Origin of the sequence: Faecalibacterium sp. I2-3-92 (assembly GCF_023347315.1) — a bacterium.
In the GTDB taxonomy this organism is placed as follows: Bacteria; Bacillota; Clostridia; order Oscillospirales; family Ruminococcaceae; genus Faecalibacterium; species Faecalibacterium duncaniae.
The window spans coordinates 2,697,901-2,712,804 of the sequence record NZ_CP094470.1; the positions used below are offsets into that span (position 1 = coordinate 2,697,901).

The 14,904-nt window shown below is 58.1% G+C and carries 19 protein-coding genes; 9 read left to right on the top strand and 10 right to left on the bottom strand.

What is annotated here, in order from left to right:
* Position 1 precedes the first annotated feature (1 nt).
* From MTP42_RS13215 to MTP42_RS13260, 10 genes are all read right to left on the bottom strand, one after another.
* Positions 2 to 1,039 carry a major capsid protein gene (locus tag MTP42_RS13215; RefSeq protein WP_249257505.1) on the bottom strand — a complete coding sequence of 346 codons (1,038 nt, stop codon included), beginning with the start codon at positions 1,037 to 1,039 and terminating at the stop codon, positions 2 to 4.
* 14 nt (positions 1,040 to 1,053) lie between these two features.
* Complete coding sequence (locus tag MTP42_RS13220; protein WP_249257506.1) at positions 1,054 to 1,404, bottom strand: hypothetical protein; 351 nt, start codon at positions 1,402 to 1,404, stop codon at positions 1,054 to 1,056.
* A gap of 13 nt (positions 1,405 to 1,417) precedes the next feature.
* A complete protein-coding gene (locus MTP42_RS13225; protein WP_249257507.1) occupies positions 1,418 to 2,575 on the bottom strand; it encodes a head maturation protease, ClpP-related in 1,158 nt (385 codons plus the stop codon).
* Positions 2,532 to 4,130 carry a phage portal protein gene (locus MTP42_RS13230; RefSeq protein ID WP_249257508.1) on the bottom strand — a complete coding sequence of 533 codons (1,599 nt, stop codon included), beginning with the start codon at positions 4,128 to 4,130 and terminating at the stop codon, positions 2,532 to 2,534. The genes MTP42_RS13225 and MTP42_RS13230 overlap by 44 nt, the downstream gene beginning before the upstream one ends.
* A 14-nt stretch (positions 4,131 to 4,144) precedes the next feature.
* Positions 4,145 to 4,381, bottom strand: a complete 237-nt coding sequence (locus tag MTP42_RS13235; RefSeq protein ID WP_120081094.1) for a DUF6148 family protein — start codon at positions 4,379 to 4,381, stop codon at positions 4,145 to 4,147.
* 3 nt (positions 4,382 to 4,384) lie between these two features.
* Entirely contained in the window at positions 4,385 to 6,223 is a 1,839-nt protein-coding gene (locus MTP42_RS13240) for a phage terminase large subunit family protein (RefSeq protein ID WP_120081096.1), read from the bottom strand.
* Between the two features lie 89 nt (positions 6,224 to 6,312).
* On the bottom strand, positions 6,313 to 6,801 hold the full coding sequence (locus MTP42_RS13245; protein ID WP_120081099.1) for a hypothetical protein: 489 nt from the start codon (positions 6,799 to 6,801) through the stop codon (positions 6,313 to 6,315).
* A complete protein-coding gene (gene terS, locus MTP42_RS13250; protein ID WP_249257509.1) occupies positions 6,785 to 7,519 on the bottom strand; it encodes a phage terminase small subunit in 735 nt (244 codons plus the stop codon). Before terS ends, MTP42_RS13245 begins: the two co-directional genes overlap by 17 nt.
* A 768-nt stretch (positions 7,520 to 8,287) precedes the next feature.
* Positions 8,288 to 8,530 carry a hypothetical protein gene (locus tag MTP42_RS13255; RefSeq protein WP_249257510.1) on the bottom strand — a complete coding sequence of 81 codons (243 nt, stop codon included), beginning with the start codon at positions 8,528 to 8,530 and terminating at the stop codon, positions 8,288 to 8,290.
* A gap of 255 nt (positions 8,531 to 8,785) precedes the next feature.
* Entirely contained in the window at positions 8,786 to 9,016 is a 231-nt protein-coding gene (locus MTP42_RS13260; RefSeq protein ID WP_249257511.1) for a hypothetical protein, read from the bottom strand.
* A 527-nt stretch (positions 9,017 to 9,543) separates the two neighbouring features.
* Here MTP42_RS13260 and MTP42_RS13265 point away from each other — a divergent pair.
* The 9 genes from MTP42_RS13265 to MTP42_RS13305 all read left to right on the top strand — a co-directional run bounded on the left by MTP42_RS13265 (position 9,544) and on the right by MTP42_RS13305 (position 14,843).
* Entirely contained in the window at positions 9,544 to 9,900 is a 357-nt protein-coding gene (locus tag MTP42_RS13265; RefSeq protein WP_249257512.1) for a hypothetical protein, read from the top strand.
* Positions 9,901 to 9,914: 14 nt separating this feature from the next.
* Positions 9,915 to 10,127: a hypothetical protein gene (locus MTP42_RS13270; RefSeq protein ID WP_249257513.1), complete on the top strand. Its 213-nt coding sequence runs from the start codon at positions 9,915 to 9,917 to the stop codon at positions 10,125 to 10,127.
* A gap of 112 nt (positions 10,128 to 10,239) precedes the next feature.
* Positions 10,240 to 10,494, top strand: coding sequence for a hypothetical protein (locus MTP42_RS13275; RefSeq protein ID WP_249257514.1), 255 nt, complete (start codon positions 10,240 to 10,242; stop codon positions 10,492 to 10,494).
* Between the two features lie 14 nt (positions 10,495 to 10,508).
* Positions 10,509 to 10,907, top strand: coding sequence for a hypothetical protein (locus MTP42_RS13280; protein ID WP_249257515.1), 399 nt, complete (start codon positions 10,509 to 10,511; stop codon positions 10,905 to 10,907).
* A 116-nt stretch (positions 10,908 to 11,023) separates the two neighbouring features.
* Positions 11,024 to 11,875: a hypothetical protein gene (locus tag MTP42_RS13285; RefSeq protein ID WP_249235878.1), complete on the top strand. Its 852-nt coding sequence runs from the start codon at positions 11,024 to 11,026 to the stop codon at positions 11,873 to 11,875.
* A 122-nt stretch (positions 11,876 to 11,997) separates the two neighbouring features.
* The gene (locus MTP42_RS13290) at positions 11,998 to 12,588 is read left to right on the top strand and encodes a hypothetical protein (protein ID WP_158401821.1); all 591 of its coding nucleotides are present in this window, start codon (positions 11,998 to 12,000) and stop codon (positions 12,586 to 12,588) included.
* Positions 12,589 to 12,608: 20 nt separating this feature from the next.
* Entirely contained in the window at positions 12,609 to 12,788 is a 180-nt protein-coding gene (locus MTP42_RS13295; RefSeq protein ID WP_249235876.1) for a hypothetical protein, read from the top strand.
* Between the two features lie 105 nt (positions 12,789 to 12,893).
* Positions 12,894 to 14,519, top strand: a complete 1,626-nt coding sequence (locus tag MTP42_RS13300; RefSeq protein WP_249257516.1) for a DUF4942 domain-containing protein — start codon at positions 12,894 to 12,896, stop codon at positions 14,517 to 14,519.
* 159 nt (positions 14,520 to 14,678) lie between these two features.
* A complete protein-coding gene (locus MTP42_RS13305) occupies positions 14,679 to 14,843 on the top strand; it encodes a hypothetical protein (RefSeq protein ID WP_249257517.1) in 165 nt (54 codons plus the stop codon).
* Positions 14,844 to 14,904: the final 61 nt, after the last annotated feature.

Below are 14,904 nucleotides of genomic sequence, written 5' to 3' on the forward strand. Positions count from 1 at the left end.
ATCAGCAAACCTCAGCTACCAGCCAGGAATCTACCTTATCAGGGATCAGCAGCGGGTGGCTCTGAAGCTCAATGAAGCGACGGTCGGGACGATGCTCCACATAGGTGCGCAGCAGACGGTCGCCCTCAAAGCTGTGCCAGTTGCCGCCATCATCCAGATAGTTGCACAGGCCGTAGGCACGCATGAAGTTTGCGTTGCTGGGGATCATCAGAACCATGTTATCGGGAATCAGCGGCTTGGTCTCGCCGGTCGCGTCATCCAGATAAACTTCGTCGTAGCCGTAAACGTCCACACCGGGCAGGTTCAGGTGGCCGTAATAGGTCAGGCCACCTTCCAGCTCTTTGGGTGCCATGGAACCGATGTCGAAGCGGCGCTTGTCCATCAGTTCCAGAATCTTACCGTCAGCCATGAAATTGTCGGCTGCAACCTTGCCCATGACGACCATATCTGCGTTGGCAAAGCCGTTACGGCTCACCAGCTGCTTCCAGTCGCGCAGATTGCCCCAGGGGTCAGCGGCGGACTTGCCCCACTGCTTCGTGCCTTCAAGAGTGATCTTGTTGCCAAAGCCGAAGTCGATGACTTCATCCACGCCCTTGCCCTTGACCTTCATCTTGCCGGTGGTAAGCACCTGTGCGGCCATCCACTCTTCGCGGCGGGTGGTCATGTCGTTCAGCTGGTTGTATTCCTCGATCAGCTTTTCTGCTGCACGGTCTGCCGGGGTGCGGCCAGAGAACAGATCTTCACCGGGCAGGCGTTCCATGTACTGGTCTGCCGTGCTGATGGTCGCCGGGTTGATAAGGGGCGGTGCATAGGATTTGGTCTCGTAGCCCTCGCTCTGCACGATCTCGCCGCCAACCAGCGGATGGATGAATGCAGCCATCTTGCGATTGCCCTTGACAATATCAATGTCAACGCGGCGGGTCGGGAAGGTTTTCACGTTGGAGAAAAAGCGATCCCGCAGAAACGTGCGGATCGGCGGGGTGGTGCGAACAACCTCGATCAGGTGCCGAGGCTCATAAATGCTTACTTCATTAGCCATAAATGTTGTCCTCCTTACTTCAGGAAAATACCAAGATTGCGCAGAGGAACTTCAACGTCGTCTACGCTCACGTTCTTCGGCAGCACAAGGCCAGTAGCGAAAAACTCACCGGTCAGATAAATCGGCACTTCTTTGTCTGCCTCTGCACTGTCAGCGGTAATACCATACAGGCCGGTAAGAACCGCCTGACCTGCACCGGCTGCATCTGCAACCGGCTTCACTTTGCCGCCCTCGATCAGAACAGGGGCGTGCGCCTCGACCGCCGCACTGGCCGTCTTGGTGGCCTTTGCGATGCCGATGTCGGTTCCGGCAATGAAATATTCCGGGGCCGTGCTGAAATCTTTTCTTGCAAGATCCATGATCATAGTTCCATCCTCCTTACTTCACGCCGTTAGCCTTGCGGATTGCATTCATAAATGCCTTGCTTTCCTCATCTTCGGCTTCAGGGTTTGCAGGCGGCGTGTTGTCGATGCTGTTGGCGTTCGAGTTCTCCGCAGCCGCCTTTGCACTATTCAGATAGTTCTTGCTCTGCTCCTGCTGTTTTGCCTTCATGCTGGCAATGACAGCCTTTGCAAAGGACGCAGAATCAACAGGCTTCGTAAACTTCGCCTCGTTGGCCTGATCTTCCGCGCCGGGCAGAGTTGCGTTCTCGATCTCCTGAATGCGGGTGCGCTCGGCAGTGATAGCCTCATTCTCGATGGTGGCTACCAGATCCGGGTACGCCTTGCGGAGATCATCCGTGGTCTTGATGTCCATGTTTTTTACCTCCCCATGGTCATTGCGTTCCGGCTTTTCCGCCGGGTTCATATTTTCAGTCCGGGTCGCGGTATTGTCCGTCACCCGGCTTCTGACAAAATTGGGCGCTTCGTTAAACGGGGTGTTCATGCTGATGCTGTTGACGAACAGAACACCGTTGCGATTCTCTACAACGGAATCCTCTGCATCGTCGTCCACCTCATCCACAAAGCCTTTTTCCTTGGCTTCCGTTGCCGTCCACCAGTTCGTTTCATCCATCCACTTAGCGCATTCATCCTCGGTCTTGCCGGACTTTTTGGCGTACAGGGCAATGATGCTGCTGCGGATGGTCTCAAGCGCTTTCAGGCAGTTCTTCATATCCTCTGCGGTCAGGTAATCGCAAACGCCCATGCTGACCGGATGGACCATGTAGCTGCCGTCTGCCGCGGCCACAACTTTGTCTGCATGGCAGGCAACGATAGTGGCAGCACTTGCACACAACCCGTCAATGTGGGCAGTCACGGTGGCGGCATTGCGTTCCAGCATATTGCCAATGGCCTGGGCCGCGAAAACATCACCACCGCCGGAGTTGATGTACACGGTGATTTCTTTCACATCGCCCAGGGCGGCAAGATCATCCGCAAACCGTTTCGGGGTCGCTGCATCCTCCCACCAGCTGCGCTCAGAAATATCGCCATAAAGCAGCAGTTCCGCCTTCTGGTCATCGTCGGCCAGATTGCGGAACTGCCAGAACTTATTATTCGTTGACTTGGGGTTCGTCTGGGAATTGGCTTTGCCCATTGCAGCCTACCTCCTTCATTTTTTCCATCTCACTTTTGCGCTGCCTCATATTGGCCCGCCAGCTTCCGCCGGTCATCTGCGCCGTTTCCTGCTCGGCAGTGGAAATGCCCTGTTCCATGCGCAGGATAGCCGCCTCGATTTCTTTCTTCGCATCCAGATTGGTGCGTGCCGGGCCGTTCCAGTTACAGGCCATATAGGCTTTTGCAACGGCCGGATCATCGAAGAAGCCCGGCGCATGGATACGTCCACGGGCTACCGCTTCGGCAAACCACTTTTCGTAGGTCGGCTGGCAGAAGTCCGCCGCAAAGCTGTCCCGCATCACATCGCACGTTCTCCAAAACTCGTTCAGAGAACCGCGGCTTGCGGAGTAGTTGGAGCTGAACTTCTTATAAAGCACCTCGCTGGGCACTTCAATACCCGTCGCCACCTGGTTGGACATAGCTGACATAAAGCCGTCATATGTCGTGGTCGGATGTTTCGGGTCAAACGTGTCCGGTGTTTCGCCGGGCGCAAGGTCAAACACCGCAGACGGCGCAAGGTTGATTGCCAGTTCATCAGGCGGAGTGTTCGGGTCCTCCGCCTTGTCGGACGGATCCTCACCAAACGGTGCTCCGCTGACCGGGTTATCGTGCTTGATAAACAGCGTGATAGATGATGCCACGATGGCCGCGGCCAACTCTGCATCCGTATATCTGCCCATCTGCTTCATCGTGGGCAGTACCGGTGCCAGCAGGGGAACTCCGCGCCGCTGCCCGGCACGTTCCCTCTGGGTGACACACAGGATGTTCGGTTCTCCCGTTTCTTTGTCGCGGGCTTCTACCCGCGTCCATGTCAGGGGCAGCGGATTATCATAGGCCAGCGGGTGCCTGCTGGCTACCCAGTAGGCAATGACTGCGCCGTCTTTGTCCGTTTCCACGCCCTGAACGATCTGGTGCACATTGATACCATCCACCTTGCAGGGATTCATTCTGTCTGTGCGGTCAGGGCTGCACACCTGGTCAGCCTCGATCAGCCGAAGCTGCAAGGCATACGGCCAGTTCCCACGTTCTTTGAACTGCACCGCGGCAAATACGTCACCGTTCATCAGGAAACTGGTGAATGCCAGCGTTTGCAGCCGCCAGAAGTTGTCCATGCCGCTTGCATCACAAGCCGCACTGTCTGCCCACAGGCTGAACTCGCGGGAGATTTCCGCCTGCAAATGGTCAGCCTGTTCCTCGGTCAGGTGCAGATAGTCCGCATCGACCTGGGGTGTCGGCACAAGGCCGCTGCCCACCACATTGGTGCGCAGGGTCTTGATTGCACCGGCCGCCAGCGGGATGCCCATGTAAGCATCCCGGCTCCGCTTGCGCAGTGTTTCCAGATTGTCCTCGATGTCCTCTTTTGCACTGCCGCCGCCAACGTGCCAGCTCCGCATAGAGCGGGATGTGTGGGAAGCTCCATAGTTCCCGTAGCCGGTGCCGTTATTTATGACAGACAGCGCCGTGCGGGCCACAGCGCGGCGATACCCCTTTTCAGGGGAGATTGCCGCAATGGCCTTATCAAGGAAATTCGCCATGTGCTCCACCTTCCTTACACGTCATGCGGGGAGAAGTGGTAGATCCGGTTTCTGCCCCGGCCCCTTTCCTCCGCTTCCGCTTCAGCCACTTTCTTTTCCCAGAAAGCAATGCTTTCCCGGATCTGTTTCAGGCTGGCGCGGGTCAAGACCATCTGCTCGATCTGATAGCTCTGCCCGGTCGATACGGCAGCCTCAGCTTCCAGCCACATATCAAGGTGCCGCTGGGCGGTCTCTTTTGAAATAACAGGCATTGGTTAGATACCTCCCGATCTCCTTCTGCGGTACTGGCGCTGTTGTGCAGGACGCTGTGCATCCTCACCGGGGATTTCCAGACCGGGCGGGTTGCTGATTTCCAACGCAGCCGTCGCGTAGTTCCGCACGTCAAATGCTTCGTTACGTTTCTGCGCCGGGTCCTTCAGCTCCCACCGTTCCACTTTGCGGCCAGACTTCCAGCGTGTGACCTTGTGTTCCGCAGTAAGCATCTTGAAATAATTTTCGTCATACCCCGCATCTTCTGCCGCCGGGAAGTGGCAGTAGTTCGGGCCTTTGATAAGCACTTTCAGCCGGGCAAGGACGTGGTTCTTGCCGGTGTCAACGCCCAAGGTGAACAGTTCGCCCTTGACGCGGTTGTTCTGAGTGGGGTTGCGCAGGTAGGGTACGTCCATGCCGCCGCGGCCTTTGATGGCCCAGATATGCCGTTCCTCCCGTTCTTTGCAAAACCGGATGACCTGATCCGGGAAGTGGCCGCCACTGTCCATGCAGACAGACCGCAGGGACAGTTCCGTGCCGTCTTTCTTTTTCCATGTACGGGAAAGGAACTCGTCCAGGTCTGCCCACACCTGACCGCGTTTCAGGTCGCCGTAGATGCGTTGGTACCGGATGCCCCAGCTTTCTCTGCCGATACCCCAGCCCACCACTTCGGCCTCGAAGCGGTTATCCTGGGTATCGACACCAGCCGTCAGGTACACTACGCCGTCCGGGACTTCGGCCTCGTAGAACTCGCGGCGGTCCAGCAGGTTGTTTGCCTCCACCGCTTCGCCCGGTTCCTCCCACGGCAAGCCCAGGTCGGTGTTCACAAAGACCTGCATCTTCTCGTAATCGCCGCGCTGTGCATCCAGGTCAGCGGCGATAAAGTCCTCCACGATCTTGTCCCACCCGCAGAGGGTCGAGCCTATCTTGTTCATGTGGAAGCCCCGCACCGCCCGTTCCGGGTGCTCTGCGTGCCACTTGCCTTTCAGGCTGTTCTTCTTCCAGCGGTATTCGTTGTCAAGGCAGCCGCACTCGGCGCAGCGGTATTGCACGCCGCCTTCCGGCCACTTGTCTTTATCGAATACCATGTTGTCCCAAACAAAGGGCTGATAAAAGCCGCAGTTCGGGCAAGGCACCGTCCATTCCTCTTGGGTGGATGCGTTGAACTCGTCCAAAATGCGGCTGTTGTTTTTGTCGGTGGGGGTCGATACCAGCACCGTCTTGTAATCCCAGTAGGTCGTTTGACGCTGCTCGGCCAGCATGACCGGGTCGCCTTCTTTGCCGGCGCTGGCTTTGTAAGCGTCCACCTCGTCCGCCAGCAGCACCTTGATGGGGCGGCCGCGCAGATCGGTCGGGGCGTTTGCGCCAACGATGGTCAGTTGACCACCGGCGAAGTTCTTTTTCATGATCGTGTTGCCGGAGTAGCGGCTCTTGTTATCCACAAGGCCCCGAAGCACCGGAGTGTCCCGGATCATGGTAGCCAGACGGTCTTTGCTGAAGCTCTCGCCCAGGTTCACCGTAGGCTGCACGATCATGATAGGGGCCGGGTAGTAACTCATGTAGTACCCGATGGTGTTCAGGATCAGGCCGTCCGTCTTGCCGGACTGGGCGCACATCATGGCTACCACCTTGCGGATATGGACATCCCCGATGGCATCCATGATCTCCCGCTGGAAAGGTGCGTTGTCCGTATTCCAACGGCCTTGTGCTGCGGATGCTTCCGCCGACAAGCGGCGGTAGTTATCTGCCCACTGACTAAGGGTCAGGTTCGGGGGCGGCTTCAGCGCACCCAGTGCCCGGCTGAACATCTGTGCAGTCTGCGGTTCCAGGTGGATCATTGCCATTGTTGCCGCCGCCTTTCTTCACACAGCCGCCGAACGGGCAGAACTGCTGGATCTCATTCAGCCGGGTTCCCCAGACACAACCCCGGCATTTATTCTTCCTGCTCATCTTCGGGTTCCTCCCCCGCTGGTGCTGCCAGCGCAATTTCGGGGTCGCTCAATTCCACAAGTGCTTCCTGCACTGCTTTTTGCAGAATATCGTGGGCTTCCGCCGGGTCGGTCAGCTGGGCCATGGTACTTGCGTACTTAGTCGGGATGGTTTCCAGCCGGTTCTTGAAATTTGCAAAGATGGTTTTCAGGGCGCGTTCTACGTCCTCGGTGCGGTGCAGGTCGCCTTGGGCTTCCTCCATCCGCATTTTCTCGATCTTGCCGCGGGTTTCCTCCCGCTCGGCACGGGCAGCAACAAGACGGGCTTGATCGTCTTTGTTGCCGATCTTGAAGTTCAGGTATTGCCGGACGCAGACCTTCATGTCAAAGACACCGGGCCGGACTTCGGACAGCACGCCCTGATCCCGCAGGTTCCGCACCTGACGGTCAGTGATGCCCAGCCATTCGCCAACGGCCTTACTCGTGTACAGCATCTTTGTCACCGTCCCCCGGTTCTCCGATCTCGCCGGTCGCCCGGATGCGCAGCAGTTCAATCCGCTGCTGTTCGGTTTCCAGGTGCAGCTTGTCCATTTCGTTTTTCTGCATCTGGGCCGCCGCAGACAGGATGCGGCCATGAATCTTGTTCAAGGCTTCCTGCAGCTGCAAGATACGCTGTGCTGGGGTCTCCTTCTGATACATACCGATCTGCTGGTTTGCGCCGTCCCGCTTCCGCTTGCCACGTCCGCCGGGTACTCGCATATCCATGACGCTGGATGTAATCATCTGGTCAGGCGGTAAAGCCTGATACTCTTTGATCTTGTCCAGAATGTACTTTTCCCGGAGCAGCAGTACACCGATTTCGTGGGAAGTCAGCTCGGTGCTGTTCCGGGGCGCATTCTCTACGATCTGTTTTTCTTCCGGGGTGAGCTTGTCAAAGAAGATGGTCGCATAGGCTCCATCCTTCATTGCATTCTCATTCCCGACAGGTGCCCCGCCGCCGGGGTTGCCCACGGCGTTTTTGTTTCCCGGCTGTCCGCCGGGCTTCCGGGGTGCGGGCGGGCCCCACCCGTCCTTTGCCTTCCAGCGGCGGACCGTATCATATTTAAGATGGAGATCGTCCGCCAGCTGCCGAAGATTCGCTTCTCCGTCTTTCTCCATCCGGGCAATGTACTCAGCGCGGGCGGCATCGCGCTCATCGCTTCGCCTTGCCATTTGGTTTTCCTCCAATAAAAAATGCCCCGTCTGGCAAATCATCCAGGCAGAGCATTCAGTTTCGCCACCGGTCCTGCGGCATTTGTTCGGGTCGCTTACAACTTGTAAGCAACAGTGTATGAAAAAGGCCCCTCGGTTCGCCGCCGTGGGGCCTCTCTCCATAATTCCACTGTACTAAGTATAGCACCAAAACCGTCTTATAACGTCTTATCTTTTGCCGGTTGGGGCTTTCAAATGTAAACACTTTATGACATAGCCACCATTTTGCCAGCCCCGGCAAGATGGTCTATCCCGATTTTGTTGACTTCAACAAGATCACACCGGAATGATTTGTTGGCACCGGCAAAACGTGAGTTGCTTACAAATTGTAAGCGTCCACCATCCCGGTGACATTACCGCCATGTTCGCCCCAGACTTACATTTTTTGACCCGTACCCCCTTTTCGTGGGTCAAAAACGCGGAAGCCCTTCAAAAAATTATGCACCTAGAAATATTTTGGGGCTTCGGAACCCGCATTCGCCCCGCCCCCGGGGGGCAGTACCTTGCTCATCGGGGCGGCCGCGATGCCGGAGGGGGCCGAGGCCGGGCCGGAGAAGGAAGGGGGCAGGGGGATAGATAAGGCGAGTTCCAGCCCTCTAGGTCTAAGCCCTAAGCCTAAAGCTCTATCCCGTTAGGTGGAGAATCTGACCCCTCCGGCGTTGGGCTGGCGGCGGGGTGCTGGCGGGCTGGCGGCTGGCGTTGTCGGTATGTCTGGCAGGGGTGCGGTCATCAGGGCGGCGGGGTCATCAGGGCGGCGGCGGGGTCCGGCTGGAAGGGGTAGGCCGGGCAGGTGATCGGGCGGGCGGTCCGCTGCTCATCGGGCAGGCCGACACCGCCCAGGCCGGGCAGATCGGGCAGGCCGTCACCGTGGGCGGCGGGGTTCTTCCCTGTGCTGATCGGGGCGGCGGCGGTGCTGATCGGGGCGGGCCGTGGGCAGAAGAAAAGCCAGGGCGGACGGCGCAGGCCGTTCACTCTGGCTTTTTCGTTTCTGCTGCTGATCGAGGCGGGGCGGGTCCTTCCCGGTGCTGATTGGGGCCAGGGCCGTCTGGCACTGGTTCCGGCTGCACCTGATCCACCCGCGCGGGGCACCGGGCACGGGTGCCGCCGGCACTGTTCCACCGGGTCAATTTTGCCGTTTGCCGGAGGGGTCAGATTCTCCACCTAGCGGGAGTGAGAAGCAGGTGTAGGGCTTTAACCTAGCAGGCTAGAGCTCTCCCCAGTAACCCCCTATAGTCCCCCTTCTTCCCCGGATTCCACCGGGTCGATCTCTAGCGGCTTCCCTTCCCGCTCCATTCTGGCATATACCGCCGCCAAAATATACCCTTGCAGGCTTTCCCCGTTTTCTTTTGCCGCGGCGCGGATTGCTGCGCCTTTTGCTTTTATGGGCCAAACGGTTATGCGGTCGCATTTTGCGTTGTATTTGTCGTTATTTCGTCTTTTTGTTTCCGAAACTGGCATATTATTACCCCTTGCTTATTTTTATAAATATAATATAGCACAGTTCCGCCGACACCGCAACGTGCAATTTTCACAGCACCGCACCGTGTTTTTTGTGCAGACCGCCGAAAACACCGCAACGTGCTTGACAGATGACACGTTGCGGTGCTACAATGCAGCCACAGCGAACGACACCGCAACGTGTCAAGCTGGTAACATAGCCGCCCCGGTCCGGGGCAGGAAGTGAGGTGAACAGCATGAGCATTGAATTTTTCAAACTCCCCGCCGCTTTGAAAAAAGCGATCTGGGCCGCCTACCTGGCAGAGTGGAAAAAGAAGCAGGCAGCAAAAAAGCCCGCCACCCACTAAAGCAGGTGACAGGCTTGCAAGATGAATTTTCCACAACGCATCTTGTAAGCCAGTTTACCACCGAAAGGCGGTAAAGTCAAGCGGATGCCCTGGCAGGGTCGCACCGCTCAAACAAAGCGGCCCCGCCCCACTACCCCGGCAGTCCGCCGGGTGAAACTGAAAAGCAAAGGAGCAAAGAACATGAAACTTTTGAACACTGCAAAGAAGATCACCACCGCCGCCGCACTGGTGGCCGCACTGCTGGCAGGCACCGCACCGAAGGCCGCGGCACAATGCCCCTACACCGTCGGCCCCCTGGGCCGCTACATCGCCCCGGCCATTGTGCAGGGCATGACCGCCACCGATGACGGCGCGGTTGAAGTCTGGTGCACCGACGCGCTGGACGGTGACGACTGGTTTTTTACCGTCGATGCAAAAACCGATCTGCGGATTTATGACCGCGTTGACCTAGTGGTTGACGCGAACGGCACCCTGGAAGATTTCAGCGATGACAAAGTGATTGACGCGCTTTACTGCCACGGCTGCGCCGAAGATTGAAAGGAGCCTGCACCATGATGACACTTGAACAGATCCGCGAACGGAACCGCAAGGAGAACGCCGCAGCCCGCCGCCTTCAGGCCGCCGGGTATCGGCTGGAAGGGTGGGACCCCCGCACCGGGCAGCGGATCGCCGCACGAATCACCGGCGAGAACACCAACGCAGAGCGCCGCACGTTCTACAGCTTTCCCACCTGGCAGGATGCCGCCGCCGCTCTTTTGGGCTGAACGCCCCGGACACCTTAGCAGGGCCGCACCGCAAAGCGACCCCGCCCCACTACCCCGGCAGCCGCCGGGAGATCATCCCGAACATCAACCCACGAACAAAGGAGCACACCCCATGAAGAAACTGACCGTGTACAACGTGTATCTGGACGACGGGAAAAGCGCTTTCCGCGTGACCGTTCCCGCTGCCAGCAAGAAAGAGGCCGCCGACTATGTGCAGGGCAACGGCGACGTTGTAGCCATCAACCCCGCACCGGTGCAGGGGATCGACCTGCACCGCCTGGCCTACGACCTCAAATCTTGCCAGTGGAGCCAGACAGATATTGACATTATCACCCGCACGCTTGCAGCCTGCGGCCTGGATTGCTGAAAGGAGCGCACAACATGACAGCACTTGACAAGAAGATCAACCAGCTGGCAGCCCGTCACCGCTGGAACGTCACCCCGGTGCACGATCGTTTCATTCCCTGCTATTCCATCGTTCCAATGGATCGGCAGGAGCGTGACCGGATCAAAGCCACGCTTGACCGCTGCAAGGGCTTGAAGGTCAAGGTTGAACAGGTGTTCAGCCCGTATGCCTGGACCTGCACCATCTACGTTTTCGACCTGGCCGAATGGAACGCGCAGCAGGAGCGCAGCCGCCTGGAATGGTCCATCGTCAACGCCTACTCTGAAGCGTACCACTTCAACGGCCACGACAGCGCCGGCGCAAAGCTGGCAGCACAGCACAAGGCCGCAGAGATCGGAGCACTGGACCTGTTCCGCCAGATGTACACCGCATGAACCACCGCCGGACACTCTAGCAGGGCCGCACCGCAAAGCAGCCCCGCCCCACTACCCTGGCAGCCGCCGGGAGATCATCCCGAATATCAACCACAACGAACAAAGGAGAACGAACCATGAAAGGCATGACCAACAATCAGATCATCATGAACGAAGCCGCGAAGCTGGACCCCGCCACCCTGCACGCCATCGCCACCGCGCACCACACCCCGGAGCAGATCGCCGCAATGGCTGCAAACGCAGTCACCACCGACGAGAACGGCGACGAACAGCCCGCCACCATCGCAGACGTTGAAATCATCCTTGCGGCGGCAGAGCTGCACACCTTCGATCACTGGAAGAAAGAAGGCAAGAGCGTCAAGAAGGGCGAAACGCATTTGATTGAATGCTACCTGTGGAAGTACACCACCCGCCCCAGCAAGGCCCAGCGGGAGGCCGCTGAAGCCGAAGGCAAGGAAGCAGCCCCCGCGCCGCATTTCTACCCCACGAAATCGCACTTGTTCAGCTGCTTGCAGGTACACGACGCAAAGCAGGCCCCCGCCGGCCGCTTCGGATCTGTCGCCGCCATTATGGAGTATAACAAAAAGCTGGCCGCAGAACGCAAGGCCGCAAAGGCAGCAGCAGAGCAGACCGCCAGCACCCCGGCCCCCATCATCACCGAAGAACACCACGAATTGCCGGAGCTTGTGCACGTCGATCCGCTGCCCACGAAAAAGGCCAGCAAGCCCGCCGCCACGAAAAAGCCCGCCCCGGATGTGCTCCGCAAGGCAGAGCGGGAAGCAAAGGCCGCTTTCCTGGCTGTTCCCGAAACCGACCGCAAGGGTCAGGCCGCCGCGCTGGATGCCTGGCGCAAGACCCGGAAGGCCGTAGAGGACGCAAAGCAGGCCCCCGCCGCCGTAGCCGCGCCGGATGAAGCACCCGTGAAACAGCTGGACTTTGAAAGCATCGCCGCCGGGCTGCTGGCATGACCCACCACCACGAAACCGGATATTTTGGCAGGGCTGCACCGGGCAAAGCAACCCCGCCCCACTACCCCGGCAGCGCACCGGGCACGAAAAACAGAACGAAAACGAAAAGGAGTTTTTGCAATATGAAAAGAGCAACCAGCACCCCCGCCGGGCTGAACGTGAAGAAGATCACCGCCTATCTGAAAGGGCAGGCAAAAAGCCGCAACGCCGTTCGGATCACCTGCCAGAGCGGCAGCGTGTACATCATCACCGGCTATGCAGCGTTCAAGCTGCCCGCCATCCTTTACCGGGATGTTATCCAGCCCGTGACCATGCAGGACGCACCCGCCGACGGCGTGACCATCGTTTCCAGTGATGCCGGGTTTGTGGTCAACGATCCGCACCAGCTGACCGCCGCGCAGATGTTCCAGAAGTTCAGCGCCTGCAAAGAAGAAGTCAAACGCACTTCGATCTTGCAGGAAGTCGAAGCAAAGGGCAAAGTCTGGGGCACGTTCCGAATGTTCCGCAACGGATCCCGGCCCATCATGATAAATTCGGAGTATGACGCTTTTGTGGATCATCACGAATTTGTTTACCACAGCAGCAACAGCCCGTTTGCGCCCATCCTGGCAACGGACACCGTAGACCCGAAGAAAGCCGCCGTTTCCGTGCTCATTGCCCCGATGAAGGCGAACGACGAAATACAGCAGGTATGCAACCGCCTGTTTGCATGATACGAAAGGAGAACGAAATCATGAAGAAGTTTGACAACATCTTTGAACAGGCCCGCGAGATCATCCGTCAGCAGTGGACACTGCAAGACCTGCGCCGGGAAGCCCAGTGCACCGGCAGGCCCGAAGCGGTCCGCCAGCAGATTGCCGCCGCCCGGCTCCGCCTCATCTGCGCCCGCCGCGGCTACCAGCTCAACGCCTGACACGAAACCGGATGCCCTGGCAGGGCCGCACCGGACAAAGCGGCCCCGCCCCACCGCCCAGCATTCCGCCGGGCATATCACGAAACACGAAAAGAGGTTTACACCATGACCACCCCCAACGATGCCCTGGACTTCTACCCCACGCCGGACAGCCTGGCCTTTGATATGGTCTTTTCCCTGCGGGAAGTAAAATCCGGGTTCACCACCTACCCGAAACCCATCCTTGAACCGTCCGCCGGTGATGGAGCACTTGCGCGTCAGGTCCATGCCCTGGCGTTCAACGTCCACCACGACTATAAGACCGGCGAGGTTGACCGCTACGACAAGGAAAAGGCACGAAGCGCAGAGCTTGACTGCATCGAGCTTTCCAGCGACTTCCGCGCCGTGCTGAAGAAAGACGGTTTTCGGGTGGTGCATGATAACTTTCTGACCTTCCGCCCCACCACGAAATACGCCGCAATCGTCATGAATCCGCCTTTCTCCGCCGGTGCCGTGCACCTGCTCAAAGCGCTGGATGTCATGCAGGACGGCGGCAAAATCCGCTGTCTGCTCAACGCCGAAACCCTGCGCAACCCCTGCACCAACGAACGGAAAGAGCTGGCCGCAAAGCTGGAAGAGCTGCACGCCACGGTAAAATACATCCCGGATGCGTTCAAGAATGCCCGCCGGGCTGCCCGCGTGGAGGTGGCGCTTGTGTCGGTGGACATTCCCGACCGGGAGCCGGTGAGCCGGATCCGGCTGGATCTGAAAAACGAAACCGCAGAGCGTTTGAAAGAAAACCCGGAGTTTGCCGCCCTGGTATCTTCCGACCCCATCACGGCAGCCATCGAGCGGTACAACGCCGCCGCAGAGGGTGTGCGCCGGATCTATGAAGAGTACAACGGAATCAAGTCGTTGTTTTCCTCTGCCGGCGCTGGTAAGAAAGAAAACCCTGTGATGGCTTTCACGAAATCTTATAACGACGCTATCCGGGAACTGCGCGGGATGTACTGGAAACAGCTGTTTGAAATGCCGCAGCTGTTCGATGCGATGACCTACGAAATGCAGCAGGATTACCAGAAGCGAATCAAAGAGCTTGAAGGCTACGACTTCAGCGCGTACAACATTCTGACCGTCCGGGAAGAAATTTCACGAAATCTTCTTTCCAGCATCGACCACGAAATTATAAAGCTGTTCGACGACTGGACGAACCTGCATTATAACGACGAGTACAGCAAGAACGTGCATTATTACAACGGCTGGTGCACGAACTCCGCGTACAAGATCAACCGCAAGGTGATTTTCCGCTGCAACGCCTTTGATACATACGATGGGCGTTTCTGCCCCCGGTACAACGCAACAGGCCATGTTGCCCAGATCGAGCGGGTGCTGCACTTCCTGGACACGAACGGCAAGCCCTACAATGGGGACGAACTCCGCGCCGTGCTGGATGCCGCCGAAAAGAGCGGCCAGACTCAGAAGATCCAGCTGCACTATTTCACTGCCACGTTTTACAAGAAAGGCACCTGCCACATCGAGTTTACGAACACGGACGTTTTGAAGTCCTTCAACCTCTACGCCGGACAGCGCAAAGGCTGGCTGCCGCCCACCTACGGCAAAAAGAGCTATCACGATATGGCCGCCGCAGACCGCCGGGTGGTTGACAGCTACGAGGGAGAGGCCAGCTACACCGACACCCTCACCCGGCACCTGATCCCCACGCAGAGCACGTTTTTACAGCTGAACGCTTAACACGAAACCGGATATTTTGGCAGGGCTGCACCGGACAAAGCAACCCCGCCCCATCTTCCCGGCATTTACGTCGGGAACATCACGAAACAGAAAGGAGGTATTTTCATGGTTCGATGTTGGATATACTCCGCTGGGCCGGATCAATGCCAATGCTACAACGTGGATGACGAAAACTTGGCCGATCTGGCAGCACAGGCGCAATTCCTAGAGGACTTCCGTGTCCAGCGTGCAGCAAACCCGGCTTTATACCGGCAGCTGCTTAATATGCTGGTTCCCGCCGCCGATGCCATTCCCATGCGCAACTATACCGGCCTGCCGTTCTGACAGCCAGCCCCGGCAGCCCGCCGGGGTTATTCTTGCATCCCGTCACGAAATCTTGTTCTAA

Excerpts from the sequence above, each read along its gene's own strand:
- MTP42_RS13215 (WP_249257505.1), bottom strand. The coding sequence starts at position 1,039 with ATGGCTAATGAAGTAAGCATTTATGAGCCTCGGCACCTGATCGAGGTT.
- MTP42_RS13220 (WP_249257506.1), bottom strand. The coding sequence starts at position 1,404 with ATGATCATGGATCTTGCAAGAAAAGATTTCAGCACGGCCCCGGAATAT.
- MTP42_RS13225 (WP_249257507.1), bottom strand. The coding sequence starts at position 2,575 with ATGGGCAAAGCCAATTCCCAGACGAACCCCAAGTCAACGAATAATAAG.
- MTP42_RS13230 (WP_249257508.1), bottom strand. The coding sequence starts at position 4,130 with ATGGCGAATTTCCTTGATAAGGCCATTGCGGCAATCTCCCCTGAAAAG.
- MTP42_RS13235 (WP_120081094.1), bottom strand. The coding sequence starts at position 4,381 with ATGCCTGTTATTTCAAAAGAGACCGCCCAGCGGCACCTTGATATGTGG.
- MTP42_RS13240 (WP_120081096.1), bottom strand. The coding sequence starts at position 6,223 with ATGGCAATGATCCACCTGGAACCGCAGACTGCACAGATGTTCAGCCGG.
- MTP42_RS13245 (WP_120081099.1), bottom strand. The coding sequence starts at position 6,801 with ATGCTGTACACGAGTAAGGCCGTTGGCGAATGGCTGGGCATCACTGAC.
- terS (WP_249257509.1), bottom strand. The coding sequence starts at position 7,519 with ATGGCAAGGCGAAGCGATGAGCGCGATGCCGCCCGCGCTGAGTACATT.
- MTP42_RS13260 (WP_249257511.1), bottom strand. The coding sequence starts at position 9,016 with ATGCCAGTTTCGGAAACAAAAAGACGAAATAACGACAAATACAACGCA.
- MTP42_RS13265 (WP_249257512.1), top strand. The coding sequence starts at position 9,544 with ATGAAACTTTTGAACACTGCAAAGAAGATCACCACCGCCGCCGCACTG.
- MTP42_RS13270 (WP_249257513.1), top strand. The coding sequence starts at position 9,915 with ATGATGACACTTGAACAGATCCGCGAACGGAACCGCAAGGAGAACGCC.
- MTP42_RS13275 (WP_249257514.1), top strand. The coding sequence starts at position 10,240 with ATGAAGAAACTGACCGTGTACAACGTGTATCTGGACGACGGGAAAAGC.
- MTP42_RS13280 (WP_249257515.1), top strand. The coding sequence starts at position 10,509 with ATGACAGCACTTGACAAGAAGATCAACCAGCTGGCAGCCCGTCACCGC.
- MTP42_RS13285 (WP_249235878.1), top strand. The coding sequence starts at position 11,024 with ATGAAAGGCATGACCAACAATCAGATCATCATGAACGAAGCCGCGAAG.
- MTP42_RS13290 (WP_158401821.1), top strand. The coding sequence starts at position 11,998 with ATGAAAAGAGCAACCAGCACCCCCGCCGGGCTGAACGTGAAGAAGATC.
- MTP42_RS13295 (WP_249235876.1), top strand. The coding sequence starts at position 12,609 with ATGAAGAAGTTTGACAACATCTTTGAACAGGCCCGCGAGATCATCCGT.
- MTP42_RS13300 (WP_249257516.1), top strand. The coding sequence starts at position 12,894 with ATGACCACCCCCAACGATGCCCTGGACTTCTACCCCACGCCGGACAGC.